Origin of the sequence: Mammaliicoccus sp. L-M44, from assembly GCF_022386355.1 — a bacterium.
Lineage (GTDB): Bacteria > Bacillota > Bacilli > Staphylococcales > Staphylococcaceae > Mammaliicoccus > Mammaliicoccus sciuri_A.
The window spans coordinates 147879-174397 of sequence record NZ_JAJNIU010000003.1 but is presented as its reverse complement, the minus strand read 5'-3'; the positions used below and the strand labels follow the sequence as shown (position 1 = coordinate 174397).

The 26519-nt window shown below is 32.2% G+C and carries 28 protein-coding genes; 5 read left to right on the top strand and 23 right to left on the bottom strand.

The window, feature by feature from the left end:
• Nucleotides 1-18 precede the first annotated feature (18 nt).
• The 3 genes from LQ611_RS02875 to LQ611_RS02865 form a co-directional block, all read right to left on the bottom strand.
• A complete protein-coding gene (locus LQ611_RS02875; RefSeq protein WP_037588292.1) occupies nt 19-969 on the bottom strand; it encodes a PstS family phosphate ABC transporter substrate-binding protein in 951 nt (316 codons plus the stop codon).
• Nucleotides 970-1470: 501 nt separating this feature from the next.
• Nucleotides 1471-3516, bottom strand: a complete 2046-nt coding sequence (locus LQ611_RS02870; protein WP_025904176.1) for a peptidoglycan D,D-transpeptidase FtsI family protein — start codon at nt 3514-3516, stop codon at nt 1471-1473.
• A gap of 190 nt (nt 3517-3706) precedes the next feature.
• Entirely contained in the window at nt 3707-4309 is a 603-nt protein-coding gene (locus tag LQ611_RS02865) for a superoxide dismutase (protein WP_103361134.1), read from the bottom strand.
• Between the two features lie 164 nt (nt 4310-4473).
• Between LQ611_RS02865 and LQ611_RS02860 the strand changes: the two genes are divergently transcribed.
• The 3 genes from LQ611_RS02860 to LQ611_RS02850 are packed head-to-tail and all read left to right on the top strand — an operon-like array spanning nt 4474 to nt 6944.
• Nucleotides 4474-5229, top strand: a complete 756-nt coding sequence (locus LQ611_RS02860; RefSeq protein WP_103361135.1) for a DUF1189 family protein — start codon at nt 4474-4476, stop codon at nt 5227-5229.
• 32 nt (nt 5230-5261) lie between these two features.
• Nucleotides 5262-6362, top strand: a complete 1101-nt coding sequence (gene ispG / locus LQ611_RS02855) for a flavodoxin-dependent (E)-4-hydroxy-3-methylbut-2-enyl-diphosphate synthase (RefSeq protein WP_107590638.1) — start codon at nt 5262-5264, stop codon at nt 6360-6362.
• An 18-nt stretch (nt 6363-6380) separates the two neighbouring features.
• Entirely contained in the window at nt 6381-6944 is a 564-nt protein-coding gene (locus LQ611_RS02850) for a 5' nucleotidase, NT5C type (protein ID WP_103361137.1), read from the top strand.
• 280 nt (nt 6945-7224) lie between these two features.
• On the opposite strand, the gene LQ611_RS02845 is transcribed toward LQ611_RS02850, so the two are convergent.
• The 5 genes from LQ611_RS02845 to LQ611_RS02825 all read right to left on the bottom strand — a co-directional run bounded on the left by LQ611_RS02845 (nt 7225) and on the right by LQ611_RS02825 (nt 11732).
• A complete protein-coding gene (locus LQ611_RS02845; RefSeq protein WP_025904181.1) occupies nt 7225-7638 on the bottom strand; it encodes a Fur family transcriptional regulator in 414 nt (137 codons plus the stop codon).
• Nucleotides 7601-8482: a metal ABC transporter permease gene (locus LQ611_RS02840; protein WP_048539705.1), complete on the bottom strand. Its 882-nt coding sequence runs from the start codon at nt 8480-8482 to the stop codon at nt 7601-7603. Before LQ611_RS02840 ends, LQ611_RS02845 begins: the two co-directional genes overlap by 38 nt.
• 100 nt (nt 8483-8582) lie before the next feature.
• Nucleotides 8583-9389, bottom strand: coding sequence for a metal ABC transporter ATP-binding protein (locus LQ611_RS02835; protein WP_025904183.1), 807 nt, complete (start codon nt 9387-9389; stop codon nt 8583-8585).
• A 108-nt stretch (nt 9390-9497) separates the two neighbouring features.
• Complete coding sequence (locus LQ611_RS02830) at nt 9498-10388, bottom strand: deoxyribonuclease IV (RefSeq protein ID WP_025904184.1); 891 nt, start codon at nt 10386-10388, stop codon at nt 9498-9500.
• Between the two features lie 9 nt (nt 10389-10397).
• Nucleotides 10398-11732: a DEAD/DEAH box helicase gene (locus LQ611_RS02825; RefSeq protein WP_025904185.1), complete on the bottom strand. Its 1335-nt coding sequence runs from the start codon at nt 11730-11732 to the stop codon at nt 10398-10400.
• A gap of 149 nt (nt 11733-11881) precedes the next feature.
• On the opposite strand from LQ611_RS02825, the gene LQ611_RS02820 reads away from it, so the two are divergent.
• Entirely contained in the window at nt 11882-12850 is a 969-nt protein-coding gene (locus LQ611_RS02820) for a 4-hydroxy-3-methylbut-2-enyl diphosphate reductase (protein ID WP_025904186.1), read from the top strand.
• 28 nt (nt 12851-12878) lie between these two features.
• On the opposite strand, the gene LQ611_RS02815 is transcribed toward LQ611_RS02820, so the two are convergent.
• From LQ611_RS02815 to ccpN, 7 genes are all read right to left on the bottom strand, one after another.
• Nucleotides 12879-13970 (bottom strand): Nif3-like dinuclear metal center hexameric protein, encoded by a 1092-nt coding sequence (locus LQ611_RS02815; RefSeq protein WP_103361138.1) that lies wholly within the window; start codon nt 13968-13970, stop codon nt 12879-12881.
• Nucleotides 13970-14635, bottom strand: a complete 666-nt coding sequence (locus LQ611_RS02810; protein ID WP_103361139.1) for a tRNA (adenine(22)-N(1))-methyltransferase — start codon at nt 14633-14635, stop codon at nt 13970-13972. Before LQ611_RS02810 ends, LQ611_RS02815 begins: the two co-directional genes overlap by 1 nt.
• Nucleotides 14636-14689: 54 nt before the next feature.
• Nucleotides 14690-15043, bottom strand: coding sequence for a c-type cytochrome (locus tag LQ611_RS02805; protein ID WP_025904189.1), 354 nt, complete (start codon nt 15041-15043; stop codon nt 14690-14692).
• A 100-nt stretch (nt 15044-15143) separates the two neighbouring features.
• Nucleotides 15144-16253: an RNA polymerase sigma factor RpoD gene (gene rpoD, locus LQ611_RS02800; RefSeq protein WP_025904190.1), complete on the bottom strand. Its 1110-nt coding sequence runs from the start codon at nt 16251-16253 to the stop codon at nt 15144-15146.
• 26 nt (nt 16254-16279) lie between these two features.
• The gene (gene dnaG / locus LQ611_RS02795; RefSeq protein WP_037588322.1) at nt 16280-18052 is read right to left on the bottom strand and encodes a DNA primase; all 1773 of its coding nucleotides are present in this window, start codon (nt 18050-18052) and stop codon (nt 16280-16282) included.
• An 11-nt stretch (nt 18053-18063) separates the two neighbouring features.
• Nucleotides 18064-18879: a pyruvate, water dikinase regulatory protein gene (locus tag LQ611_RS02790; protein ID WP_025904192.1), complete on the bottom strand. Its 816-nt coding sequence runs from the start codon at nt 18877-18879 to the stop codon at nt 18064-18066.
• 14 nt (nt 18880-18893) lie between these two features.
• On the bottom strand, nt 18894-19529 hold the full coding sequence (gene ccpN, locus LQ611_RS02785; protein WP_037588327.1) for a transcriptional regulator CcpN: 636 nt from the start codon (nt 19527-19529) through the stop codon (nt 18894-18896).
• Nucleotides 19530-19823: 294 nt separating this feature from the next.
• On the opposite strand from ccpN, the gene LQ611_RS02780 reads away from it, so the two are divergent.
• On the top strand, nt 19824-21212 hold the full coding sequence (locus LQ611_RS02780) for a glycine--tRNA ligase (protein ID WP_025904194.1): 1389 nt from the start codon (nt 19824-19826) through the stop codon (nt 21210-21212).
• 102 nt (nt 21213-21314) lie between these two features.
• Here the strand turns inward: LQ611_RS02780 and recO are convergent, their stop codons facing one another.
• The 8 genes from recO to LQ611_RS02740 form a co-directional block, all read right to left on the bottom strand.
• On the bottom strand, nt 21315-22067 hold the full coding sequence (gene recO, locus LQ611_RS02775; protein ID WP_103360652.1) for a DNA repair protein RecO: 753 nt from the start codon (nt 22065-22067) through the stop codon (nt 21315-21317).
• 22 nt (nt 22068-22089) lie between these two features.
• Nucleotides 22090-22989 (bottom strand): GTPase Era, encoded by a 900-nt coding sequence (gene era / locus LQ611_RS02770; RefSeq protein ID WP_037588330.1) that lies wholly within the window; start codon nt 22987-22989, stop codon nt 22090-22092.
• Nucleotides 22990-23394: a cytidine deaminase gene (gene cdd, locus LQ611_RS02765; protein ID WP_025904197.1), complete on the bottom strand. Its 405-nt coding sequence runs from the start codon at nt 23392-23394 to the stop codon at nt 22990-22992.
• 19 nt (nt 23395-23413) lie between these two features.
• Nucleotides 23414-23761, bottom strand: a complete 348-nt coding sequence (locus LQ611_RS02760) for a diacylglycerol kinase family protein (RefSeq protein ID WP_107565597.1) — start codon at nt 23759-23761, stop codon at nt 23414-23416.
• Nucleotides 23754-24215: an rRNA maturation RNase YbeY gene (ybeY, locus tag LQ611_RS02755; RefSeq protein WP_025904199.1), complete on the bottom strand. Its 462-nt coding sequence runs from the start codon at nt 24213-24215 to the stop codon at nt 23754-23756. The genes LQ611_RS02760 and ybeY overlap by 8 nt, the downstream gene beginning before the upstream one ends.
• 1 nt (nt 24216) lies before the next feature.
• Nucleotides 24217-25164: a PhoH family protein gene (locus tag LQ611_RS02750; RefSeq protein ID WP_037588335.1), complete on the bottom strand. Its 948-nt coding sequence runs from the start codon at nt 25162-25164 to the stop codon at nt 24217-24219.
• A 35-nt stretch (nt 25165-25199) separates the two neighbouring features.
• Nucleotides 25200-25703 carry a PH domain-containing protein gene (locus LQ611_RS02745; protein ID WP_239709325.1) on the bottom strand — a complete coding sequence of 168 codons (504 nt, stop codon included), beginning with the start codon at nt 25701-25703 and terminating at the stop codon, nt 25200-25202.
• 98 nt (nt 25704-25801) lie between these two features.
• The gene (locus LQ611_RS02740) at nt 25802-26506 is read right to left on the bottom strand and encodes a hypothetical protein (RefSeq protein ID WP_103360654.1); all 705 of its coding nucleotides are present in this window, start codon (nt 26504-26506) and stop codon (nt 25802-25804) included.
• Nucleotides 26507-26519 lie beyond the last annotated feature (13 nt).

Below are 26519 nucleotides of genomic sequence, written 5' to 3'. Positions count from 1 at the left end.
GCTTTAATTTATTAATGATTATTTTTTAAATTTTTCTAACGTTTCTTTATCTTCTTTATACTCATCATCTTTCAATGGAACATAACCAGCGTCTTTAGCAGCATCAGCTGAGTTATCAATTACATATTCCATAAATCCGTAAAACGCATCATTATCTTCTAGAGATTTATTTTTCGCATATACGAATAATGGTCTACTTAATGGATAACTACCATCATTAACTGTTTTATCTGTAGGTTCTATTGCTTTTCCATCATCTTTAATCTTCACAGCTTTAAGTGAATCTTTATTTTCCTGATAGAAGTTATATCCAAAGAATCCGATAGAATCTTTATTATCTTGGACAGATTTAACGATGACATTCGTGTCAGCATTTTTCTCAGATTGTAAATCTTTTTCATCTAATACTTCTTCACTAAAGAAGTCATAAGTACCATGTGATTGGTCTGGTGAAAATGCTTTGATCTTTTTATCAGGGAATTTTGAATTAACATCTTTCCACGTTTTTGCTTTTCCACTATAAATTTTTGCTAATTCATCCATACTCAACTCATCAACAAAGTCATTATCTTTGTTAACAGCTACTGTTAAGCCGTCTTGAGCAACTTTAAATTCAGTGTATTCTATTTTAGCCTTTTTCAATTTTTCTTTTTCTTCATCTTTAATATCTCTAGAAGCATTTGAAAAGTCTGTTTCTCCCGCTATGAACTTTTCAAAACCACCACCAGTTCCTGATACACCAATTGAAACTGAAACATCAGGTTGCTCCGCTGAGAAGTCTTCGTTTATTTTTTCCATAACTGGTGCAACTGTTGATGATCCATCACCTTTAACTTCACCACTTAATTTTTTATCATCTGAAGATTTAGTATCCCCGGAACTAGATTTTTCAGCTGCCCCACCACAAGCTCCTAATAAAAGTACAGAACTTAAAGCTGTTGTTGATCCGATTAATTGCCACTTTTTCATGTTAAATCCTCCTAATTAATATCGCCTTAATCTTTATTACATCTTTACTTTACAATTTCTTTATTAAGTACAAATAAATTGAATGTAAATTTTGTGTTAACTTCATATGAAAACGTTTTAAAATGTAAAAAAATGAAGAGAATGGTGTTTTATTATGGGGACTGTAGTTACAAAAGTACGGAGAACTGTTAATAAGAGCAACTATAATTACAAAACTCGGCCGAATTGTTAATATAGACCCCCTTAGTTACAAAAATCCGGAGAACTGTTACTATAGGCTGCCTTAGTTACAAAAGTCGGGAGAATTGTAAATAAGGATACCCATAGTTACATAAGTCAGGAGAACTGTAATTATGCATGCACAAACAAAATCGTAAACTATGTACTTCACTAAGTCTAATACTGTTCAAAAATAAATTCCCACATAAAAAAATAACATCTCATTTCTACTGAATTAATCAGTAAAATGAGATGTCATTTTGAATCAATCTTTATATTGAGTTATTTTCTATCTTTAAAGTAATAGTTAATAATATCTCGACCTAAATCCCCACCTGGTAACCATGGTTCTGGTACGGGTTGGTTTGTATATGTGATAGAGAATGATAATTCAGGATTTTTAGCAGGTGCATATCCAATATATGTTGAGTTTACTTTCGGTTTACCATCTTTGAATACTTCTGCTGTACCTGTTTTACCAGCTGATCTTACAACCGTTTTGTTAAAACTAGAATAACCTGTTCCTTCTGGCTTATTAAATGCCATATCGAAACCTTTTTGTACTTGTTTTATTTCTTTATCACTATTATTAACCTTATTCATCACTTCACCTTTAAATGTCTTTTTGATAGGTCCAAGTGAATCTTCATTTGTAGAGTTTCTAATTTCTTTTGCTAAATGTGGTTTCAATCTATAACCATCGTTCGCAATTGTAGCGACATATTGTGATAACTGTATAGGTGTATAAGTATCGAATTGTCCTATTGCTAAATCAATGTAGTTACCTGGATTATCTTTAATTGGTTCAATTTGACCTGCTGATTCATTTGGTAAATCAATACCTGTTTTAACACCTAAACCAACTTGATTTAAACCTTTACGTAATTTGATACCTGCTTGTTCTACATCAGATGGTAGTGACATACCACTACTGTATGGAGAGCCAGCTAATAACAATGCTGTCTTATACATAAATACGTTTGATGAATGCATTAAAGCTTCAGCATCTGTAATTGTTTTTCTGCCATTTTGGTTAAAGTATGATCGTTTTGTTAAACCACCACTAAATTTTAATGGTTCATCGACCATTGTATCGCCAACATTTAATACGCCGTTTTGATAGCCAGTAAGTAATGTAGCACCTTTAACAGATGAACCTACTGTATATTGACTTGTGAAGTTACCTATATGGTTATCCGTAATCTTGCCATTTTTATCAATATCACGTCCGGCCATTGCTAACACATCACCGTTTCTAGGATCTTGGACGACAACCATAACTCTGTCCATATCTGTAGCGCCTTTACTTCTTAATGATTCAATGTGTTTATCAATATATTCTTCAACTTTTTTCTGTAAATCTATATCGATTGTTAACACTAAATCGTTACCACGTGAACCTTGTGAAATAACTTCAGAACTTGTTATTTTCCCAGATTTATCAGTGACATATTTCATTTTCTTCTTAGAGCCTTTTAAAATATCTTCATATTGATATTCTAAGTAAGATTTACCAACTCTATCATTTCTAGAATATCCTTTAGCGAGATAGTCATTCACTAACTCTTTAGGTAATCCCTCTTCTTTACTTGAAACATTTCCAAATAAAGTTCTTAAAGTGTCACCATAAGGATAACGTCTTTCCCAGTCCATTGTTGTATTAACGCCAGGCAGTTCTGATAAATGTTGAGATACAGCTGCATACTCATCATTTTTAACACCTTCATTTTTTATAACAACAGGACTCAGCTGAGATCCAGAATTCATTTCTCTAAATATCGCAAGGATTTGTAAATCCTTTTTGGATAATTTATCTGTATATTTAGATGTCACTTTGTCGTATAACGCTTTATCATAATCATCTTGACTAATATTGCCATCAGAGAATAAAGCTTGTTCATCTTTCATTAACTTTTGAACTTCATCTTGATTTCTCAATATCCAAAAATCTTGCTTATCACGTTCTGTAATATTTGAAGTATCCATCTTCATTAAGTGAGATAGTTTTTCAGCGATTTTTAAAATATCATCTTGGCTCGTTCTTCTATCTCTTGTGTATGTAATTGCCTTTTTAGACTCATTGTCTACTAATACTTTACCGTTTCTATCATATATACGGCCTCTAGGCACCGATTCATTAACTGTAATAGATTCTGTACTATCTATCGTTCTTTTGTATTCTCCGCCTTTTACAATTTGTAAATAACCTAGCCGCATAATGAGCACAGAGAATAAAATGACGACAACTGCCAATATTAGGCTTACGCGTTTATTCATTAATAGGCGAAATGCTTCTTCTTTTGATTTCTTTTTTACTCGTTTCAACAACTAAACCTACCTTTTTAACTCTATTATAATAATTTCATCATATATTATTATGACTTACATTGCTATTGATATAGGTAAATTTTTATAAAAAAAGAGTGGAGCTGAAATCTCGTTTAAATAAAAAGATTTCATTGCTCCACCCCATCAGGATGATTGTTTTATTAATCAGTCATCCAAATTTAAAGTCGAATTATTTTGCAGCTTGGTATAATTCGTTTACTTTATCCCAATTTACAACGTTCCAGAATGCATTAATGTAATCTGGGCGTCTGTTTTGGTAGTTTAAGTAGTAAGCATGTTCCCAAACATCTAAACCTAAAATTGGAAGTTTACCTTCTGAAATTGGGTTATCTTGGTTTGGAGTTGAAACAATCGCTAATTCGCCATTATCTACAACTAACCATGCCCATCCTGAACCAAAACGGCCAGCTGCTGCAGCTGCAAATTCTTCTTTGAATTTGTCTAATGAACCAAATGTAGAACTAATTGTATCTACAACTTCTCCTGAAGGCTCAGAAGCATTTGGAGTTAATAGTTCCCAGAATAACGAATGATTATAATGTCCGCCACCATTGTTTTGAACTGCAGTACGGATATCATCAGGAACAGAGTTTAAGTTTTTAACAATATCTTCAATAGATTTGCTTTCTAAATCTGTACCTTTCACTGCATCATTTAATTTTGTTACATAAGTGTTATGGTGTTTCGTATGATGAATCTCCATAGTTTCTTTATCGATGTGTGGTTCTAATGCATCATACGCATATGGTAATTTTGGTAATTCAAAAGCCATAAAAAATCATCCTCCTCATTTGTTTTACATACCTATCTTATCAAGATTAAAGTTTTATAACAAATAATTTGTTTAATAAATAATCAAAAAATTTTTAATTCTCGTTTATCGCCTTGCAACAGGTGTTTTTAAACATTATTATTAAGTGAAGAAGAGGTGAATTTATGCAGTATATAAAAGAGCTTAAAAGGTTATTTAAGCATCCTAGTAAGTATCCAATGTTTAGAATTACGAAGTTAAGATACATATTCCTTCATATATTATTATTAAGTTTGATATTAATCATACCTAATTCTATTCAATACATACAAATCACTCAAAATTTATCAACGTTAGTCAATGATGAAGTGACAGAGATACCTGATTTTGAAATCGATCAGAACAAAATGATTTTATCCCAAGATAAATCTATTAAATTAAACCATCACCAAACGGTCGAATTTACTAAATCTAATGATTTCGAGATGAAAGATCATCATTTAATCGTGTTTAAACCTAATCATATTGAGATTTCAAATTATAGTGACTACACAGAAATCAGCTATGGGTCCCTATCTTCCCTTGTTACCGATCAAGATGATTTAATTAAGTTTATTGAAACAATAAATGATTCTAAATATTTTTACTTAAGTTTGATTGTTGTCTTTCTATTATTTTTTCAATTTTTAAGCTTATCTATCAAAATTGGTATTCTAGCATTTGCTGGACATTTATTGGGAATGATTTTACGAAGAAAGTCTCGCTTTATGACTTGGTTCAAAATGATGACATTTGTGATAACGCTTCCGACTTTAGTCCTATTATTAGGAATGATTACAGTGATTCCTTTATTAATAATTGCTTCATGGTGTATAATCATTTTAAGCATTGTTATGATTGCTATGTATTTACCTAAAGGAAAAAGACTTGCTAAAGTGTAAAGATTAGCAAATTTAAACAAAGGAGTCTTATCATGTCAGAAATCATTCATCGCACGAAAACGAGACCTGTTAAAGTTGGGGATTTAACGATTGGCGGTTCAGATGAAGTTATCATTCAAAGTATGACGACTACAAAAACATATGATGTTGACGCAACTGTAGCTGAAATTAAACGATTAGAAGAAGCTGGTTGCCAAATTGTTAGAGTAGCTTGTCCAAATGAAGAAGACGCATATGCAATTAAAGATATTAAAGCGCAAATCAATATACCTTTAGTTGTAGATATTCATTTCAATTACAAATTAGCTTTAATTGCAATTGAAAATGGCGCAGATAAGATTCGAATCAATCCAGGAAACATTGGTAGACGTGAAAAAGTTGAAGCAGTTGTCAAAGCATGTAAAGAAAAAGGTATTCCTATTCGAATTGGTGTTAATGCTGGATCATTAGAAAAACATATTATTAAAAAATATGGCTACCCTACTGCTGATGGTATGGTCGAAAGTGCATTACATCATATTAAAATACTCGAAGATTTAGGTTTTCATGACATTATCGTATCAATGAAAGCAAGTGACGTAAATTTAGCTATTGAAGCATACACGAAAGCAGCTCAAGCTTTTGACTACCCACTACACTTAGGAATTACTGAAAGTGGTACACTATTTAATGGAACGGTTAAATCGTCTGCAGGATTAGGCGCAATACTAAGCTTAGGGATTGGTAATACGTGTAGAATTTCTTTATCAGCTGATCCAGTCGAAGAAGTTAAAGTAGCGAAATCTTTGCTTAAAGCATTTGGTTTAGCGAGTAATGCTGCTACATTAATTGCTTGCCCTACATGTGGACGAATAGAAATTGATTTAATATCGATAGCTAATGAAGTAGAAGAATATATTTCAAACCTTCAAGTCCCATTAAAAGTAGCTGTACTTGGTTGTGCAGTAAACGGTCCTGGAGAAGCAAGAGAAGCTGATATCGGCATTGCTGGTGCACGTGGTGAAGGGTTACTGTTTATGAAAGGTAAAACCGTTCGTAAAGTACCTGAAAAAACAATGGTTGAAGAATTAAAAAAAGAGATAGATAAATTAGCAATTGAAATGGAACAAAATAAAGAAGCTCAAAAAGCATAAAGTAAAAGGTGAATTTTTATGAATCAAAAGCCAAGATTAGGTATAGATATTGACGGCACAGTTACATGTCCAAAAACATTTGTACCCTATTTACAAAGAGATTTTAATCAACAACTTAAATATGAAGATATTACAGAATACAATTTAGCAAATGTCTTAAACTGTAAAGAAGAAGAAATGTTGAGTTGGTTTAAAAATAATGAATCACATATATACCAACACTCCCCTGTTGCAGAGGGCGCAAGAGACATTTTGAATCAACTAAAAGATGACTACGAACTATATTATATAAGTGCAAGACATCATTATTTAGAAGATATTACGAAAGAATGGTTCCAATCACATCATATACCATTTGATCAAATTACATTAACAGGTAGTCATAATAAATTAGAAGTGACAAAAGAACAGAATATCGATATTTTCTTTGAAGATAAATTAGATAACGCAGAAGATATCAATCACTATTTAAATATCCCTGTTTTCTTGTTTGACACACCATATAACCAGAAAGATTTACAAAATGGTATATATAGAATTAAAAATTGGCATGAAGTATCAACGTTACTTCATAGAATATAGTTAAAACCTGGCCCATATATGAGATGGACCAGGTTTTTTCGTGTATTGTGTAATTAAAGTGTCGGCTAACGATCTTGTTTCATTTTCTTGGACGTTAGAATTTCTAACGATCTTGTTTTCGAGTCTTGATTGTTAGCGCATATAATTTTTTATTTTTTGCGTACAAAATGCCGGCTAACGATCTTGTTTTCGAGTCTTGATCGTTAGCGATAGTACTCAATCCCACACCTATACCTCCAAATAAAAAATGGTAGCTCCTCAAGCTACCATTCTTCACTTCTTATACTGTTTTGCATTGTTCACATTTACCGTATACTTCTAATTTATGTGATGCTATTTCTACATTAGGTAATTGTTGTTTTATAGAATCCATTGGGCAAAAGTCTATTACTTTTGTTGTACCACATGATTCACAAATAAAATGATGATGATGGTGACTTTGACATGCAATTCTAAATTTCATTTCGCCGTCTATTTCAGTACTTTCGATAATATTCAAGTCTTTAAACAAGTATAAATTACGATAAATTGTATCGAAAGATAATCCATTATAATCGTCTTTCAATGCTTCTTGAATATATTTCGCTGTGATATATTTATCCTCATCTACAAATAATGAGATGATATCACGACGTTTATTTGTGTACTTATGTCCATCATTTTTCAATATTTGAATGGCTTCCTCTACTTTCAAGATGATAGCCTCCTTTTTTAATCAATACTTTACTATACGCAATACTAGCAAGTAATTCTATAATCAATAATCCTACTATAATACCTCCTGGTGAAATATTTAAATAGAAGGATAATATCAAACCTAGTACTACTGAGATTTCACCGAATAAAATACTTAATGCGATTAACTGTTTAAATCCTTTAGCTAATCTCATGCTTGTAGCGACTGGCAATGTCATTAAACTACTCACTAACAAAATACCAACAACTCTCATTGAAGCTGAAATAACAAGTGCCACAATGACAATAAATAATAATTGGATCCATTTTGGCATGCCAATAACTTTTGAGTATTCTTCATCGAAAGATAATACAAATAGTGATTTGTATAATAACATAACAAAGATTAAAACAATTATTGTAATGACGATAATTGTAAATAAATCACTTAAGTTTACGGCACTAATTGAACCGAATAAATATCCAAATAAATCTTGGTTAAATCCATTTGCTAAAGAAATAAATATCACACTAATACCTATACCACCGCTCATGATGATTGGTATTGCGATTTCTTGATAATGTTTATATTCAGTTCTTAATTGTTCTATTAATAACGCACCTGCTATTGAAAAAATAATACCAAACCATATTGGATTTATAGTAGCAAACAATGGACTAACACTCATTAAGAACAGTCCCATTGATATACCACCTAACGTCACATGGCTTAAAGCATCCGCAATGAGCGATAGCCTTCTAACTACAATAAATGCCCCTATTAAAGGTGCAATCAATCCTACTAAGATACCACTTATAAATGAGTATCTTATAAAATCAAAATTTAAAAACGCATCAATCACGATATAACACTCCTTCATTCAGGAGCATAAATCTATCTCTCGTTTCAACTGACATATCCAATCTCCTTATTTAAAATCTATATATTTATTCTGCTCGACGTTAACTTTGTACTAATTCTTCAACTTCTTCATGTGCACAACAGTCACGATCATGTTGATGATCGACAAATTGTACGGGATGTCCATAGATTTTAGATATTGAGACTTCATCTAATGATTTAAATGACTCACTTGTACCATGGAAATGTATATGTTGATTTAAGCAAGCTACTTTACTTGCTGTATCAGCTACAACACCAATATCATGCGTTACAAGAATGATTGTAATCCCTTCTTGCTTTAATTGCGTCAGTAATTGATAAAATTCTGAAACATGTCTTGCATCAATACCTACAGTAGGTTCATCTAATATTAAAATACTCGGTTTAGAAATTAATGCTCTAGCAATAAACGTTCTTTGCTGTTGACCGCCTGATAACTGTGCAATATTTTCATTCTTAAGATCACTTATATTTAATCTTTCTAATATGGCATCTACTTGTGCAGCATCTTCTTTATTAAACCATTTAAAAAGACTTTTATTTTTAGTTAAACCACTCATGACAACTTCTTTTACTGTCGCTGGGAAACCAGAGCTAAAAGCGTTGGATTTTTGTGATACATAACTAATTTTTTCCCAAGATTTATATTGATTTATTTTTTTACCACTTATTAAGATATCACCTTTTTGTAAAGGTAATAACCCTAATATCAATTTCAGTAAAGTCGATTTCCCAGACCCATTTGGGCCAACTATTGCCAAGAAATCTCCTTTATAAATTTGTATATTAATATGGCTAAGTGCCAATTTATTTGGATAACTATAACTGATATCTTTTAACTCGAAAATCGGTGTTTCTTTTTCCATCTTCATCACCTCGTCAATAGAATACTATACAATGAATATGAAAGAATGTAAATAGTAATGTTTACGAACAAAAAAGAATGCTAATTGAATTAGCATTCTTAAATAATGTTATTGATTAAAGATTTTTTCTTTTAAATCTGGATCGAATGTACCATTTTTAATCATTTCGATTTCATATTTATATGGTGGTTTTTTATTCTTTTTGTCATCACCAACATATGGTGTTTCTAAAATTTTAGGTACTTCTTTAAATGCATCATGATTGACGATATAGTGCAATGCATCATAACCAATTGATCCAAAGCCAATATTTTCGTGTCTATCTTTTCTTGCACCTTGTGGATTCTTACTGTCGTTGACGTGAAGTACTTTTATACGGTCGATACCAACGATTTTATCAAACTCATTTAATACGCCATCAAAGTCTTCTTTAACGTTGTAACCAGCATCATTTGTATGACAAGTATCGAAACATACAGATAATCTTTCATTATGGTTTACACCATCAATGATTTGAGCAAGTTCTTCGAATGTTTTACCACATTCAGAACCTTTACCTGCCATTGTTTCCAATGCGATACGTACATCATTATTATTTGTTAATACTTCATTTAAACCTTCAATAATTTTTTGAATACCTTTTTCTTCACCAGCACCAACATGCGCACCTGGATGAAGTACGATGTCTTTAGCACCTAATGCTTCAGTACGTTCAATTTCTGATTGTAAGAATTCAACACCTAGGTTAAATACTTCTGGTTTAGTTGTATTTGCAATATTAATGATATATGGTGCATGCACAACAATGTTAGATAAACCATATTCTTTCATTGCTGCTTTACCATTTTCAATATTTAAATCTTCAATCTTTTTACGTCTTGTGTTTTGTGGAGCACCTGTATAAATCATAAATGTAGAAGCATTATAACTTGCCGCTTCTTCTGCTGCTTGTAATAGCATCTTCTTACCACTCATTGAAACGTGTGATCCAATTAACATATTTGACACCTATCCTTTTCTACTTTGTCTTTTTGTTCTCTTAGAATGAGCTTTCTTTTCTTTAAATTTCAACTCATCTAATTCTCGTTTGAATTTCTTCTTATAGCCAGGTTTTACTTTATTTTTATTGTTTCGTTTAATTTTTTGTTTTAGTGATTTTTCAATATTATCTTCTTTTTTAACACGTTTCGTACGCTTTTGACGATCTTTAATTTCTACAAATTCATCGTTTTTAATATCGACATGTTTAAACTTGTAATTATGCTTCTCAATTTGTGTAATTAAATCATCTTCATCAGGTGTATATAAAGTGATTGCGATACCTTTATAATCACCACGACCTGTACGACCAACTCTATGTGTAAAGAAGTCTATTTCTTTAGGTAAATCATAGTTGATAACGTGACTTACACCTTCAATATCAATACCACGCGATGCTAAATCACTTGCGACAACAAATTCAAAGTCTAATTGTTTAATACGTTTCATTTGTTGTGTTCTTTCTCTAGGTGATAAACCACCATGGATAACCCCTACTTTATAGCCTTCTTCTGATAAATACGCAACTAATTCATCTGCTCTATCACGGCTATTAGCAAATATGATTGCTAAATAAGGATTAATCACATTCATAACTTTTAAGACTTTTTCTTTTTTCTCAACACCTTTAGTCGGTATTAAGTAAAAGTCGATATTGTCTTTGTTAGATGATGCTGTTTCAATTTCAACAAATTCAGGATTACTTAAATATTTATTTAAGAATGGATGTAATGCTTTAGGAATCGTTGCACTAAATACTGAAATTTGTGCGTTTTCATCTAATCTACTCGCAATACTATCTACTTTAGGCATAAATCCTAAATCAATCATTAAATCTGCTTCATCTACAACTACTGACTTCGCTAGATGTAAATCTAAAGCACGCTCTACAGCCATGTCATCAATTCTATTCGGTGTACCTACAACAACATGTGGTGTATTTTTAGATTTATCAATATCTCTTGATTTATCTGTTCCACCAATGTATAGGCTAACTTTTACACCTTTTTTAAATTGAGTTAAATGTGAAGCTGCATCATATAATTGCTTTGCTAATTCTCTTGTTGGTGCCAAAATAATCACTTGTGGTTCTTTTATATCAACGTCAATTTTATCAAATAATGGTAGTAGAAATGCGTGTGATTTCCCTGTACCAGTTTGAGATTGTCCTATTATATTAGATCCTTTTTTAATTTTGGGTATAACTCTTCGCTGTATTTCTGTTGGCTGGTTAAAATGTAAATCTTTAACGGCCTCTACTAATTCATTTTCAAGTTGAAAATGTTCAAACGGATGCTTAGACATAAGCGACCCTCCTCGTTTCTTTTTCACTTCATACATTATATAGTAAATGCGCACTTTATGATAGGCTAAAAGATTTATTTTGAATTTTTATTTCGTTTCTTTAAGACTTGCGTGTTTGTTATAATAGACTTAAATAAGGAGGGCAATTTATGGAAATTATAAAGATTACCCCTAGAGGTTATTGTTACGGTGTTGTAGACGCTATGGTTATCGCTAGAAATGCATCTTTAGATAAGTCACTGCCAAGACCCATTTATATACTTGGCATGATTGTTCATAATAAACATGTGACTGATGCTTTTGAATCTGATGGCATTATTACGTTAGATGGTCCGAACAGATTGAAGATTTTAGAACAAATTGATGAAGGTACCGTTATATTTACTGCGCATGGTGTTTCACCTGAAGTCAAAAGACGCGCAAAAGAAAAAGGACTCGTTTGTATTGATGCGACATGTCCAGATGTAGATAATACACATCAGTTAATACGTGACGTTAAATCAAATGGCTATCACGTTATTTATATTGGTAAAAAAGGACACCCAGAACCTGAAGGCGCAGTTGGTGTGGCACCTGATATCGTACATCTCGTTCAAACTTTAGATGATATCGATGCCTTGCCAGAAGCATTAATGAACCAAAAACTTATCGTAACGAATCAAACAACTATGTCACAATGGGATGTTAAACACCTTATTGATGAATTAAAAGTTAAATATCCTCATATTGAAGTACATGAAGAAATTTGTTTAGCAACACAAGTTAGACAAGAAGCTGTTGCAACACAAGCAGATCAAGCAGATTTACTCATTGTCGTTGGTGATCCTAAAAGTAATAATTCAAATAGATTAGCCCAAGTATCTAAAGAAATCGCACATACAAACGCATATCGAATCGCTGATTTGAGTGAATTAAAATTAGAATGGCTACAAGACATCGAAAGTGTCGCTGTAACGGCAGGTGCTTCAACACCAACACCTATCGTTAAAGAAGTCATTGATTATATTAAAAATTATGACCCGACAGAAGCGCGTGACGTAAATTTAACAAGTAATGTACCTGTTGAAAAAATATTACCTAAAATTAAAAAGCCTAAACCTGTAAAAATAATGGACTAAAAAAACTGCCGAATTTACTCGGCAGTTTTTACATATATTGATAAGGATCTGTATTAATAGAAGATGTTAACACTTTAATATTACCATTTGTCCATTCTTCTAATAATGACTTTAATCCTTCTTTCATAACATACTCACTATAATGATTAACATCTAAGACGTTTATACCGTCCATTAGTGCATCTAATGCTTCGTGATGTTTAACGTCTCCAGTAATAAATAAATCAGCTTGTTGTGCTTTAGCTAAATTTGCATATTCAATACCAGCACCACCAACAATTGCGACCCGTTTAATTTGCGCTGATTGGTCTCCAATAAATCTAACTGCTGGTATAGCGAGCTTTTGTTTATAGTTTTGCACAAATTCATTTACTGATTGCGTTTCTTTTAATTCCCCGATGATTCCTAAGCCTACAGAAGATGTTCTCGACATTTTGATGAAATCATAAACGGGTTCTTCATATGGATGTGTTTGAATAATGAGTTCTTTAGCAAGTGCTAAATCTTTCTCATCAACCATTAATTCTAGTTTCGTTTCATAAACCGTTTCAGTCTTATCTGCTTGTCCAAGATGTGGATTAGCTGTTGCACTAGGTTTAAATTGTCCTTTACCTTGTGACTGGAAAAATACTTCACTGTATTCTTCTGTTTGAGCTAAATGATGGTCATTAAATGCAGCTTTCATAGCTTCAACATCTTGATCAGGTAGGAATATTTGTACTTTATAATAGGACTCTTGTTGTTCTTCTAATACTTTCATATTACTTAATCCTATTTGTTGTCCAATCATGTAACTAACACCTTTAGGATGCACATCAAGATTTGTATGAAGTGCTATCAAATTGATATCGTTTTGTATCAATTTACGAATAATAGGACCATAGCTTTTATCCGTAATATTTTTAACACCTTTAAAAATAAGTGGATGATGTGCAATGATCGTATTGATGTTGTTTTGAATGGCTTCTTCTACAACTTCTAACGTACAATCTAATGTTGTTAATACACCGTTCACTTCACTTTTTTCTGAACCAATTAATAACCCAACATTATCCCAAGATTCACTCGTAGAAAATGGAACTTGTTTATCAATTTCGTGTAATAGCTCTTGAATAATCATTAAAGCACCTCTTTTATTTGAAGTATTTGTTGATTAATTTCATTATACCTATTTTTATCCTCATGATGTTCTAATTGTTTACTAATTTTATTAAGTGATTCTAATTCTCTTTGCCATTTTTCATAGAATAAATCATTTTTATTGGCTAATAATTTAGGACCAAATTTTAATTCTAATTCATTTAGGTCCATCTCACCTTTTTTAGCCACTATGATTTCATATATATGTTTTTTATCTTTTATGAGTTGTTCATCAACGATTTGATAACCAATGGTTTGTAATACTTTTCTAATTGGCAACGCATGTATATTAGCTTGTAAAATTAAATCCGGATGCCCTGTTAACTTATGCTTTCCTTCTTCAATAATTTGAGCAATTAATGGACCACCCATGCCACAAATCGTAATGGCATCAATCGTCTCGTCTACTACTTCTAAACCGTCGCCCAGTTTAACTTCAATAAGTTCATTCATACCATATAATTTAGTATTCTTTTGAGCAGCAAGAAAAGGTCCTTTGACAACTTCTCCAGCAATCGCTTCTTTAATTAATCCATTTTGAATTGCGTATATAGGTAAATATGCATGATCGGAACCGATATCTGCTAATTTGTGATGATTTAAATATTCACTTACCTTCATTAAACGTTTATTTATTTGGATCATTATTTTTCCCTTTCATTAAAAAAATCTTTTGCAATAGCAAAAGATTTTTTTGTGTTATTTAGCGCCATCTTTTAAGTACTTGACAAGTGTGTCTAAATCTTTATTTGAAATAGTAGCTTCGTCATGTGCAGGCATTGAACCTTTACCTTCACGAATGATTTTTTTCATTTCATCGGCACCTTTTTTGCTTCCAGCTAATTTAGGTCCCATTCCACCTTCAAGATTTTGTCCATGACAACTTGTACAATTGTCCTTAGCGAATGTAGCTGCATCAAACTTTTCAGTTTTAGCACCGCCACCGCCTTCTTTTTCTTCCTCTTTGTTAGCACCATGTGCTGACATGAAGAATATTAATCCTACACCGAGTAGTAAAATCAGAATAAACGGGATAACAGGATTACGATTCATTCATACAACCTCCCTTTTGTTAAACCTTCATACAATTATATTTTATATTAAAACAAGGCATTGTCAAAGGCTTTTTGGGATTAATATAAACTTTTCATGTTTAATCCATAAAATCTTTCAAACGCTTACTTCTAGATGGATGTCTTAACTTGCGTAATGCCTTCGCTTCTATTTGACGAATACGTTCTCTTGTAACACCAAATACTTTACCAACTTCTTCAAGAGTTCTTGTTCTACCATCATCAAGACCAAATCTTAATCTTAATACATTTTCTTCTCTGTCAGTTAATGTATCTAATACATCTTCTAATTGTTCTTTGAGTAATTCATATGCAGCATGATCAGATGGACTTTGTGCATCTTGGTCTTCAATAAAGTCTCCTAAGTGACTGTCATCTTCTTCACCAATTGGTGTTTCTAATGATACAGGTTCTTGAGCAATTTTCAGAATTTCACGAACTTTTTCTGGTGGTAAGTCCATTTCTTCACCAATTTCTTCAGGAGATGGATCTCTGCCTAAATCTTGTAGTAATTGACGTTGAACACGAATCAATTTATTGATTGTTTCAACCATATGAACTGGGATACGGATTGTACGTGCTTGGTCAGCAATCGCTCTAGTGATTGCTTGACGAATCCACCATGTTGCATATGTTGAGAATTTGAAACCTTTGTTAAAGTCGAATTTTTCTACGGCTTTGATTAGACCCATATTACCTTCTTGAATAAGGTCTAAGAATAACATACCTCTACCTACATAACGTTTAGCGATACTTACAACAAGTCTTAAGTTCGCTTCAGCAAGACGTGATTTCGCAACTTCGTCACCTTGCTCGATACGTTTAGCTAATTCGATTTCTTCTTGTGCAGTTAATAAATTGACGCGTCCGATTTCTTTTAAGTACATTCTTACTGGGTCGTTTATTTTAACACCTGGAGGAGCACTTAAGTCATTTAAATTTAGTTTGTCATTTGTATCACTTGAATCTTTTTCATTAATAAGATTGATTTCATTCTCATTAATTAAATCAAAGAAATCATCCATTTGATCTGGATCCATTTCGAAGTTTTGCAATTTATCTGCAATTTCTTCGTGACTCAAATGTCCTGCTTTTTTACCTTGTTCAATTAATTGGTGCTTAACTTGTTCAATTGTAAGCACTTCTTCATTATTAGCGCTATTAATTTTGTTTAATTCTTTATCAGACATGAATAGGCCTCCCGGGTTATTAACTCTTACATTCTATTCCGATTATATTGTACAATTTGTTCTAAATATTGCCTTTGCAGTGCGATATCGCCTGCTTGCATTGCTTTATTCAATTGTTGATTCAAATATTCTATGGAATTTTCTTTGTGTTCGTTAGGACTGATAATCCTAATGTAGTCTTCGATTTCTTCTGTCTCTGGTTCATCATTGATGAGCAATGAATCTAGATACATAACCGTTTCAATGATTTGATGTTCTTCAATGTAACTTGAAAAATCACTTATGTTAAAAACATCGTTATTCTTATAATACCCATTTAAACGTGAAAAAATCACTCTATTATTCAATGAAGTGAAGTCTTCTTGATTAATCCTAGAATGATATTCTAAAAATAGCTGTTTATGATTCATAAAATGTTTTAACAACGCTTGCTCTGCTCTACCGACTTTATCAAGTTTTTTTTCCTTCATTTCAGGAACGAAATTATTATAATCGGTATAATTTTGAACAATATTAGGCGAAAGTCGATTTTTTAGACTGTTAACATCTACTTTATACAAATCTGCTACTTGTTGCAATACTTTTTTTCTTAAAAATTCCGATTGAATCAGATTGATGTCATGAATCAACTCTTCAATATGTTGTTCATGTTTTAAATCATTATTTTCGTTGGCATAATATAATTGTTGCGCTTTAAATGCAACATATGATTGTTTTTGCCCTTCAACAAATGATTTGAAAGCATCACTTCCGTATTCTGTAATATAATCATCAGGGTCCATCGTTTTTGGTAAATTGACAACAAAGACATTTAAGCCTTCATTTAATAAGTCTTTACCAACATTTATGGCAGCTTCTTTCCCTGCGAAATCTCCATCATACAGTAAAGTTACATTAGATGCCAGTTTTTTGACCATCGTAACGTGTTCTCTAGATAATGCTGTACCCATTGTTGCTACAACTTGTTTAATATCCGCTTCAAATGATTTGATAACATCCATAAATCCTTCTAACAAAATGACTTCATCATTTTGTCTTATAAATTTCCTTGCGCGATCAATGTTGTATAACATTTTTCTTTTCTGGAATATTGGTGTTTCTGGACTGTTTAAATATTTCGGCGATTGATCGGTATACGTTCGACCAGAGAAACCAACTGTCTTACCTTGGAAATTCAACAACGGAAAGATGATTCTATCTCTGAATCGGTCAAAATAATCAAACGTTTCATCATTTCGGCTTAACAAACCTGCTTCATATGCAAGTACAGCATCATAACCATTTTTCTCTAAAAAGTCATGCGTGAATTTCGAATGGTTTGGTGCATATCCAATTTTTCTATCATTAATCAATTCTTCAGTAAATCCTCTTGATTTCAAATAGTTTAATGCTGCCTCACCTTCTTCAGTATGCTTTAATATATAATGGTAGTTATTTGCCATCAACTCATGCATTTCAATCATTTTGATATGATCATCCACAATACCTTCAGTTGGTGCTGTTTCTTGCTTTTCAATATGAATATCTACTTTATCACCAAGTTCTCTGACTGCATCAACAAATGATATTCCTTTAATTTCTTGAATGAATTGAAAAACATTGCCGCCTTTCTTACAACCAAAGCAATGACAAATTTGTTTATCTTCAGATACTGAAAAAGAAGGTGTCTTTTCATCATGGAAAGGACATAATCCTATATAATTACGTCCTCTTTTTTCTAGTTTCACATATTCACTTACGACATCTAATATGTCATTCTTCTCTCGTATTTCATTAATGAGTTCTTGTTCTATACGCATCCTGTCACCCTTTAACGGTTTTGTTGTGTAATGATTTTAATAATGTCATTTGCTGTTTCTTCTATTGCTTTGTCAGAAACATCTAGTACAGGACAACCAATTTTCTCAACAATTTCCTCGAAGTATCTTAATTCTTCTTCGATTCTGTCATCTTTCGCATAATTAGCATCATCACTTAAACCTAATTGAATTAATCTTGCTCTTCTAATCGCATTAAGGTTTTTTTGATTAATTTTTAAAGCGATACATTTTTTAGGATCTATTTCAAATAATCCTTCTGGTGGTGCAACTTCAGGCACTAATGGGACATTCATTACTTTATATCGTTTATGTGCCAAGTATTGCGACAATGGTGTTTTTGAAGTTCTAGATACACCTATAAGAATGATATCAGCTTTTGGTAAACCACGTGGATCTCTACCATCATCATATTTAACCGCAAATTCGATTGCTTCTATTTTCTTGAAATAGTCTTCATCTAATTTATGAATATTGCCTGGCTCATTAAGTGGGGCTTCATTAAGTTCATTGCTTAATATGCTCATCAATGGACCCATAATGTCTACATTTTGTATATTATTTTCTTCTAATTTTTCTTTTAAGTATAATCGCATTTCTGGTTTAACCAATGTATAAACAACTATTGATTTTTGCTCTAATGCTAATGATACGACTTCATTAATATTACTTTCATTCTCTATATACGGTAATCTTACAATATCTAAAGCATTTCCTTCTGTCTTATATTGAGACGTACATGCTTTCGTAACAAGCTCTGCCGTTTCTCCTACTGAATCGGATGCTATAATTATTCTTATCTCTTCCATTTAACTAATTCCTCCTACTCATCTTCAATAAGCGAAACAAATGCTCTTGTGATCGTTGTTTTTGTAATTCTGCCTTTAACTTTCATTTTGTCGCCTTTAAGTTTTTTGACAACTGGTATTGCATCTATTTGTTTATCAATTAATAATTTAGCTGCATAAATCAATAAGTCATCTTCTAAACATACTGTTATGTTTGGCATTCTACTCATATTAATACTAACTGGCGTATCTTTTAAACTTTGACCACCTATTGCAGCTCTCAGTAAATCTTTTCTCGAACAAACGCCGATTAAATTGCCTTCTTTATTTATGACAAATAATGTGCCAACATCTTCTAAAAACATCTTACATATTGCTTCATATACAGAAATACTTTCTTCTATTACGACTGGTATCGCCATCGATTCTTTTACGGTCATTTTTTTAATTGAATCACTTAACAATTGTGTACTTGATTTCCCTGTATAAAAATATCCTACTCTAGGTCTTGCATCAAGATAACCTGCCATTGTTAAAATTGCTAAATCTGGTCTTAAAGTTGCTCTTGTTAAATTTAGTCGTTCAGCTATTTTTTCTCCTGTAATGGGTCCATTGTTCTTAACAATTTGTACAATTTGTTCTTGTCTTTGATTTAATTCGATTGCTCTCACCCCTTCGAACACAATTCAGATAGATTAATTATAACATGTAACGCAAATATTGCTCAATTTGAATATCTGTTTTCACTTGATAACTCTCCCATACCATGCTATATTTTAATTAACTTTGAAATAAAAGCGAGTTAAGGATGGTGAAAGCTTAACATTAAAGTTTTGGCTTACAAAATTTTATAAAAAGTGAGTGGCTACACTAATTTGGGTGGAACCGCGGGTAATATACTCGTCCCAAGGCATTATTTGATGATGTCTTGGGGCTTTTTTAATTTAATTGAGGAGTGAATTTTTATGGCAAAAGATATGGATAAGGTAGTAACATTAGCAAAACATAGAGGGTTTGTATTCCCTGGTAGTGAAATTTATGGTGGTTTAGCAAACACTTGGGACTATGGTCCACTTGGTGTTGAACTAAAAAATAACATCAAAAAAGCATGGTGGCAAAAATTTGTTCAACAATCTCCATACAACGTTGGACTAGATGCAGCTATTTTAATGAACCCGAGAACTTGGGAAGCTTCAGGTCACTTATCAAACTTTAACGATCCAATGATAGACAACAAAGATTCTAAAATTCGTTACAGAGCAGATAAATTAATTGAAGATTACATGCATAATGTTGAAGGTGATGAGAACTTTATCGCTGACGGTATGAGCTTTGATGAAATGAAACAATTAATTGATGATAAAGGCATCACTTGTCCTGAAAGTGGTACAGCTAACTGGACAGACATTCGTCAATTCAACTTAATGTTCAAAACATTCCAAGGTGTTACTGAATCTTCAACAAACGAAATTTTCTTACGTCCTGAAACTGCACAAGGTATTTTCGTAAACTATAAAAACGTTCAACGTTCTATGCGTAAAAAATTACCATTCGGTATTGCGCAAGTTGGTAAATCATTCAGAAACGAAATTACACCTGGTAACTTCATCTTCAGAACAAGAGAATTCGAACAAATGGAACTTGAATTCTTCTGTAAACCTGGTACTGAAATTGAATGGCAAAATTACTGGAAAGACTTCGCTGCAAAATGGTTAAAAGATTTAGGTATTAAAGAAGAAAATACAAAATTACGTGACCATGACGAAGATGAATTAAGTCACTACTCAAATGCAACAACTGATATCGAATATAAATTCCCATTTGGTTGGGGAGAACTTTGGGGTATCGCTTCAAGAACAGATTACGACTTAAAACAACATAGTGAATTCAGTGGTGAAGACTTCAAATATCACGATCAAGAAACAAATGAAAAATTCATCCCTTACTGTATCGAACCATCATTAGGTGCTGACCGTGTAACATTAGCATTCTTATGTGATGCATACGAAGAAGAAAATGAAGGTGAGAAAGATCAACGTACAGTATTGCATTTCCACCCTGCTTTAGCACCATATAAAGCAGCAATCTTACCATTAAGCAAAAAACTTTCACCAGATGCTATTAAAGTATATGAAAAATTAAGTGAAAGATTTGCAATCGACTTTGATGAGTCACAATCAATCGGTAAACGTTACCGTAGACAAGATGAAATTGGTACACCATACTGTATCACATTTGACTTCGATTCATTAGAAGACAACCAAGTTACAGTACGTGACAGAGACACAATGGAACAAGTACGTATGCCAATTGATGAAGTTGAAAACTTCTTAGCTGAAAAAATTAGATTCTAATACTAAACAAAAAACAGAGCAAAACTTATAAATTAAGTTTTGCTCTGTTTTTTTTATGTTTAGTTGTTAAGAAGCCATTACGAAACACTTCACATAAGACATCTACATTTTCAAGTTTTCGAGTTGGTTGAGTAATTTTTTGGTTCTAAATACTACACCGACGTATTCGTCATACATGTTATCGATTAATGTTTGTATTTCTTTTTTGACTTGTTCGTTTATTTTAAAGCTATTTAAATGTTTGATCGGCAATTGATACATAAGATTCATAAAATATAATGCTCTATTAGATATTCGATATGCATGTTCATCATGTATTAATGCTTGATTGCTAAGTGGTCCATTGTACTTGAAACTATAAGCATTTAATTGCTGTTGATCCATATCTCCTGTTACGACGCACGCATTAAAAGTTGGTTCATAACCATATTTAGGCATACATTTCAACGCAACAATCATACTCATCGTATCTGCATCAACGCCTCTTTCTACTGCTTGGAATACACCTAACAATAATTCATAAAAGAATACATCATGTTCTTCCGCTTCTAACGCCTTATCTACGACTTCTATACAATATGCACCATATGCACTTTTAAAGATATCAGATTGCATCGTTCTATTACTGTTTATAATATCAGCCGATGATAATGTGCCCATTCCTTTAAACTTCGAAAAAATAAACAAGCCATGTACAAAGGGCTGAGTAGCACCTTGTAGTGGATGACTTGTTTTTTTAGCACCACGCGCCATTAATGGAACTTTATGACCGTGTTCATTTAATATTGTGATGATTTTATTGTTTTCACCATAATCTACAGAGCGAATGACAAATCCTTCTTGTTTATAAAGCATTATATCATCGCCTCCATTCTACTTAATACTCGTCTTCTCTATAACCAATTTGTTTAATGAAATTAGGTTTATTACGCCAATCTTTTTGTACTTTAACCCATAAATCCAAGTATACTTTTGAGCCAAGTAGCATTTCAATATCTCTTCTTGCACGTTTACCTATTTCTTTAAGCATCTTGCCGCCTTTACCAATGACAATACCTTTTTGTGAGTCTCTTTCAACATAAATTGTTGCTTCTACTTGGACTTTCTCACCTTCTGCTTTTGTCATTTTATCGACGTTCACACCGATAGCATGCGGAATTTCTTGATTCGTAAGGTGTAATGCTTTCTCTCTTATCAACTCAGCAACAACAAATTGTTCTGGGTGATCAGAAATTTGGTCTTTAGGATAGTACATCGGACCTTCTTCAAGGTACTTTTTAAATTGTTCTAGTAGTGTCTCAATGTTTAACCCTTCTAATGCTGAAATTGGAATAATTTCTGCAAAATCCATTGTTTTTTGGTACTTTTCAATTTCAACTAAAAGTTGATCAGGGTGAATTAAATCTATTTTATTTAACACCAAAAATACTGGTGTTTTCGTTTGTTTCAACAATTCGATAATGTATTCATCGCCTTTACCGATACTTTCATCAACATTAACCATAAACATGATTAAGTCTACTTCTTTCAAAGTATTTTTAGCGATTTTCATCATGTAGTCACCTAAAGCATGTTTAGGTTTATGAATACCTGGTGTATCAATAAAAATCATTTGAGCATCATCAGTTGTTAATACACCTTGCACTTTGTTTCGAGTCGTTTGTGCTTTATCAGACATTATCGCTACTTTATGACCAATAACTTTATTCATAAAAGTAGATTTACCAACATTAGGTCTACCTATAATAGATATAAACCCTGATTTAAATTCATTCATTTATTCTAGATCCTTTCCTGAGAAACCTAAAGGTAATAATTCATTAACTGTAGTTTCAATTCTTTCATTTGTTTGATGTGTTAAAAATACTGGCATGTCATCATCACATAACTCTTTTAACACTTGTCTGCATGTGCCACATGGAGATGATGGTTTATCAGCATCTACTGTAACTGTAATACATTTGAAGTCTCCCGGTCTATACCCATCTGACATTGCTGCAACAAGTGCAGATCTCTCAGCACAAATTGTTGATGGGTAAGCTGCATTTTCAATGTTAGCACCATAATAAGCTTTACCATCTTTCGTAACTAGATATGCACCTACGTTAAATTTAGAATATGGTGTATATGCTCTCTTTTGTGCTTCTCTTGCGCCTTCATACCACTCTTGTTTGAATTCCATACCATTTCCCCCTATATGTTTATATAATTTTTGGTAAAAAAATCATTATCCCGATTATTGCAGCCATTATTGATGTTAATAAAACGGCTAAAGCGGCTGTATCTTTAGCATGTTTAGCGAGTAAGTTATATTCATCCGTAAACATATCTACTACATACTCTATAGAAGTATTGAGAACCTCTACAATGAGTACACTAAATATTGCAAATAAAATCCATAACCATTCAAATGTATTGAGATTTAATATTAAACTAACAATCAATACAAGTACAGCGAATATAAGATGTAATAAAAAGTTTTTATCTTTTTTGAGAATGGTCACTAAACCTGCTAAAGGAAATTTAAAGCGATTTACAAATTTATTCACGTGTTAATCCAAATTCATTTAATATTTCATCTTGTCGAGAAAACATTTCTTTTTCATCTTCTTCAGTCATATGATCATAACCTAGTAAATGTAAAAATCCATGTAATGCTAAAAATCCTAATTCTCTACTCAAACTATGATTATAAGACTCAGCTTGCTCTTTAGCAACTTCAAGACAGATGATAATATCACCTAACACTCTAGGCATATCTAAGCCTTCTATTTCAGGCTCATCTTCTTCTAAAGAAAATGAAATAACATCTGTTACTTTATCTTTATCGCGATAATCACGATTGATAGCTTGAATCTCTTCTTCATCGACAAATGAAATTGAAAGTTCTGCTTCTTCAGTAATATTTTCCTTTTTAGCAGCAAAAGTGAGCAATGATTCAATTTGATTTTTTGTATCTTCATCAATTACTTGTTGCTCATCTATAAAATCCATTGTTAGCATATTATTTCTCCTCTTCGTATGCGTTTATTATTTTACCTACTAATGGGTGTCTCACAACGTCTGTTTGTTCTAAGTAAGTCATTGCTATCCCTTTGACACCACTTAGTCGTTGATCAGCTTCAATTAATCCACTTTTCACACCTTTAGGTAAATCGATTTGTGTACGGTCACCTGTTACAACCATTTTTGAACCGAAACCTAATCTTGTTAAGAACATCTTCATCTGTGGGTGAGTTGTATTTTGTGCTTCATCTAGGATTACAAACGCATCATCTAATGTTCGACCTCTCATATAAGCAAGTGGTGCAATTTCAATCGTGCCTCGTTCAATTAAACGTGATGTTTGCTCAGTTCCTAACACTGTATGAAGCCCATCATATAAAGGTCTTAAATAAGGGTCTACTTTTTCTTTTAAATCACCTGGTAAGAAACCTAATGATTCCCCCGCTTCAACTGCAGGACGCGTTAATACGATACGTTTCACTTGTCCTAGACGCAATGCCCTTGCAGCCATTACAACAGCTAAGAACGTCTTCCCTGTACCTGCTGGACCTATACCGAATACTAAGTCATTGTTCTTTATATTATTGATATATACTCTTTGACCCATTGTTTTAGCTCTTATTATTTTACCATTACTATCTTTAGTGATTTCTTCATCATATAAATTAATCAGTTGATCGATTGTTCCTTTGTCAGCCATTTTAACCGCTGCTTGTACATCATTAATCGTTATACTCGCACCACTCTCGATTACTTTTAGTAAGTTCAATAATACTTTTTCAGCTTTTTCAACATTTTCTATACGTTTACCACGGACAGCAATTTCTTGTCCACGTGTTAATATATCCACCTCGAGTTCATTTTCAATATACTTTATATGCTCATCCCCATTACCCAACAGAGCTTGAGCTTGATCCATATTCTCGATTTGAATTAATGTAGGCATTAAATATCTCCTTTATAAGTTGAATTGTTGACACTTTAAATGTACCAAACCTTATTGTAACGTGCAATCTTATGCACTTTATTTTGTATATTATTTAGTTTTTCACGTGCAATAATGAGATTTCTAACTTTTTCATATTCATGTAGTCTATTGCTATTATTTAATTTAATTTTAGGATTAATTCGAATTAATGTAATAATAAACTCACGTTCTTCAATTGGACTCACTTTTTCGACCAATTCACCCTTTGAAACAATTTCTAACATGCTGTTACCTTCTATAGATTTAGTCATATTAATTTGATCGATATCAAAGATATTATAACGATTTTTGAATAATCCTCTTCTTATGGATAAAAAATGCTCTTTTATTGTGTATCTTTCAAAAAGAATGTTTAAAATTATAAGAAAAACGAGAATAAAAGAAATGACTATTAAATACTTATTACTAATAAAAAGCGGTATTAAAGCAATAAAAAATAATAAAATCGAAATGATAATAGATAATATACTCTGCTTTTTCTTAAATACCATTTTCATCACACCCTCTTGAATCCTACCTTTATTGTAAGTCTAAATGGTATTTTTGTGAATAAAAAACAGAACCTAAAATTAATTAGGTTCTGTTTATATAATCGTTATTTTAATTCATTCGGTCTTTTTAAAATTTCTGACCAAATGATACCATTTACGACTTGGTTTTCATCAACATTGATTGCTTCATCATTAAACTTATGTTTACTGTTTAAATAGAGCTGTTTAACCATTGCTCTTCTCGTTCTTTCTGAAAGTTGCGTGTTGTTGATAATTTGCTCTGCTTCTTTTTCAACATCAGCTATACTTTCACGCTGTACATTCATTAAAGACTTTTTCTCTTCTTGGCTGTATGCCAATAGCTGTTTGATTGATTCTTGTTGTTTTTTAGGTCTATTTTTATGAATTTGTTCTTTCTTCTGATTGATATAAGCATTCTCATGTTCATTAGAAGTTTGCTCTGGTTGTTGTTCTACTTTATGTGTTTGAACAACAGGTTTTTCAACATCTATATTATATTGTTTAAGATGATTGGCAAGTTGATCTGCTAAGTTTTTATAATGGCCAGACATTCGTTCAGTTGAACTTGTTTCTGCTTTTTGTTTATAAGTTTCATACTTATTAACTAACTCTTTTAATTCTTGCTCAGCAGATTTTTTCTTATCTTCAGCTTGTCTATTTACTGGATTTTGTCTTTGTCTTGTTTGAGGTTGCTTATTTTTCTTTTTATTTTTAGAAGCGCCTTCGATTATACCGCTCACGACACTAAAAATAACCCAAATAACAAAGATGATAATGCCTATTTCCATTTTAAATCACCTC

What these genes read in the sequence shown, in the direction of transcription:
- LQ611_RS02875 (WP_037588292.1), bottom strand. Translation starts at nt 969, where the DNA reads ATGAAAAAGTGGCAATTAATCGGATCAACAACAGCTTTAAGTTCTGTA.
- LQ611_RS02865 (WP_103361134.1), bottom strand. Translation starts at nt 4,309, where the DNA reads ATGGCTTTTGAATTACCAAAATTACCATATGCGTATGATGCATTAGAA.
- LQ611_RS02860 (WP_103361135.1), top strand. Translation starts at nt 4,474, where the DNA reads ATGCAGTATATAAAAGAGCTTAAAAGGTTATTTAAGCATCCTAGTAAG.
- ispG (WP_107590638.1), top strand. Translation starts at nt 5,262, where the DNA reads ATGTCAGAAATCATTCATCGCACGAAAACGAGACCTGTTAAAGTTGGG.
- LQ611_RS02850 (WP_103361137.1), top strand. Translation starts at nt 6,381, where the DNA reads ATGAATCAAAAGCCAAGATTAGGTATAGATATTGACGGCACAGTTACA.
- LQ611_RS02835 (WP_025904183.1), bottom strand. Translation starts at nt 9,389, where the DNA reads ATGGAAAAAGAAACACCGATTTTCGAGTTAAAAGATATCAGTTATAGT.
- LQ611_RS02830 (WP_025904184.1), bottom strand. Translation starts at nt 10,388, where the DNA reads ATGTTAATTGGATCACACGTTTCAATGAGTGGTAAGAAGATGCTATTA.
- LQ611_RS02825 (WP_025904185.1), bottom strand. Translation starts at nt 11,732, where the DNA reads ATGTCTAAGCATCCGTTTGAACATTTTCAACTTGAAAATGAATTAGTA.
- LQ611_RS02820 (WP_025904186.1), top strand. Translation starts at nt 11,882, where the DNA reads ATGGAAATTATAAAGATTACCCCTAGAGGTTATTGTTACGGTGTTGTA.
- LQ611_RS02815 (WP_103361138.1), bottom strand. Translation starts at nt 13,970, where the DNA reads ATGATTATTCAAGAGCTATTACACGAAATTGATAAACAAGTTCCATTT.
- LQ611_RS02810 (WP_103361139.1), bottom strand. Translation starts at nt 14,635, where the DNA reads ATGATCCAAATAAATAAACGTTTAATGAAGGTAAGTGAATATTTAAAT.
- LQ611_RS02805 (WP_025904189.1), bottom strand. Translation starts at nt 15,043, where the DNA reads ATGAATCGTAATCCTGTTATCCCGTTTATTCTGATTTTACTACTCGGT.
- rpoD (WP_025904190.1), bottom strand. Translation starts at nt 16,253, where the DNA reads ATGTCTGATAAAGAATTAAACAAAATTAATAGCGCTAATAATGAAGAA.
- dnaG (WP_037588322.1), bottom strand. Translation starts at nt 18,052, where the DNA reads ATGCGTATAGAACAAGAACTCATTAATGAAATACGAGAGAAGAATGAC.
- LQ611_RS02790 (WP_025904192.1), bottom strand. Translation starts at nt 18,879, where the DNA reads ATGGAAGAGATAAGAATAATTATAGCATCCGATTCAGTAGGAGAAACG.
- LQ611_RS02780 (WP_025904194.1), top strand. Translation starts at nt 19,824, where the DNA reads ATGGCAAAAGATATGGATAAGGTAGTAACATTAGCAAAACATAGAGGG.
- recO (WP_103360652.1), bottom strand. Translation starts at nt 22,067, where the DNA reads ATGCTTTATAAACAAGAAGGATTTGTCATTCGCTCTGTAGATTATGGT.
- era (WP_037588330.1), bottom strand. Translation starts at nt 22,989, where the DNA reads ATGAATGAATTTAAATCAGGGTTTATATCTATTATAGGTAGACCTAAT.
- cdd (WP_025904197.1), bottom strand. Translation starts at nt 23,394, where the DNA reads ATGGAATTCAAACAAGAGTGGTATGAAGGCGCAAGAGAAGCACAAAAG.
- ybeY (WP_025904199.1), bottom strand. Translation starts at nt 24,215, where the DNA reads ATGCTAACAATGGATTTTATAGATGAGCAACAAGTAATTGATGAAGAT.
- LQ611_RS02750 (WP_037588335.1), bottom strand. Translation starts at nt 25,164, where the DNA reads ATGCCTACATTAATTCAAATCGAGAATATGGATCAAGCTCAAGCTCTG.
- LQ611_RS02745 (WP_239709325.1), bottom strand. Translation starts at nt 25,703, where the DNA reads ATGAAAATGGTATTTAAGAAAAAGCAGAGTATATTATCTATTATCATT.
- LQ611_RS02740 (WP_103360654.1), bottom strand. Translation starts at nt 26,506, where the DNA reads ATGGAAATAGGCATTATCATCTTTGTTATTTGGGTTATTTTTAGTGTC.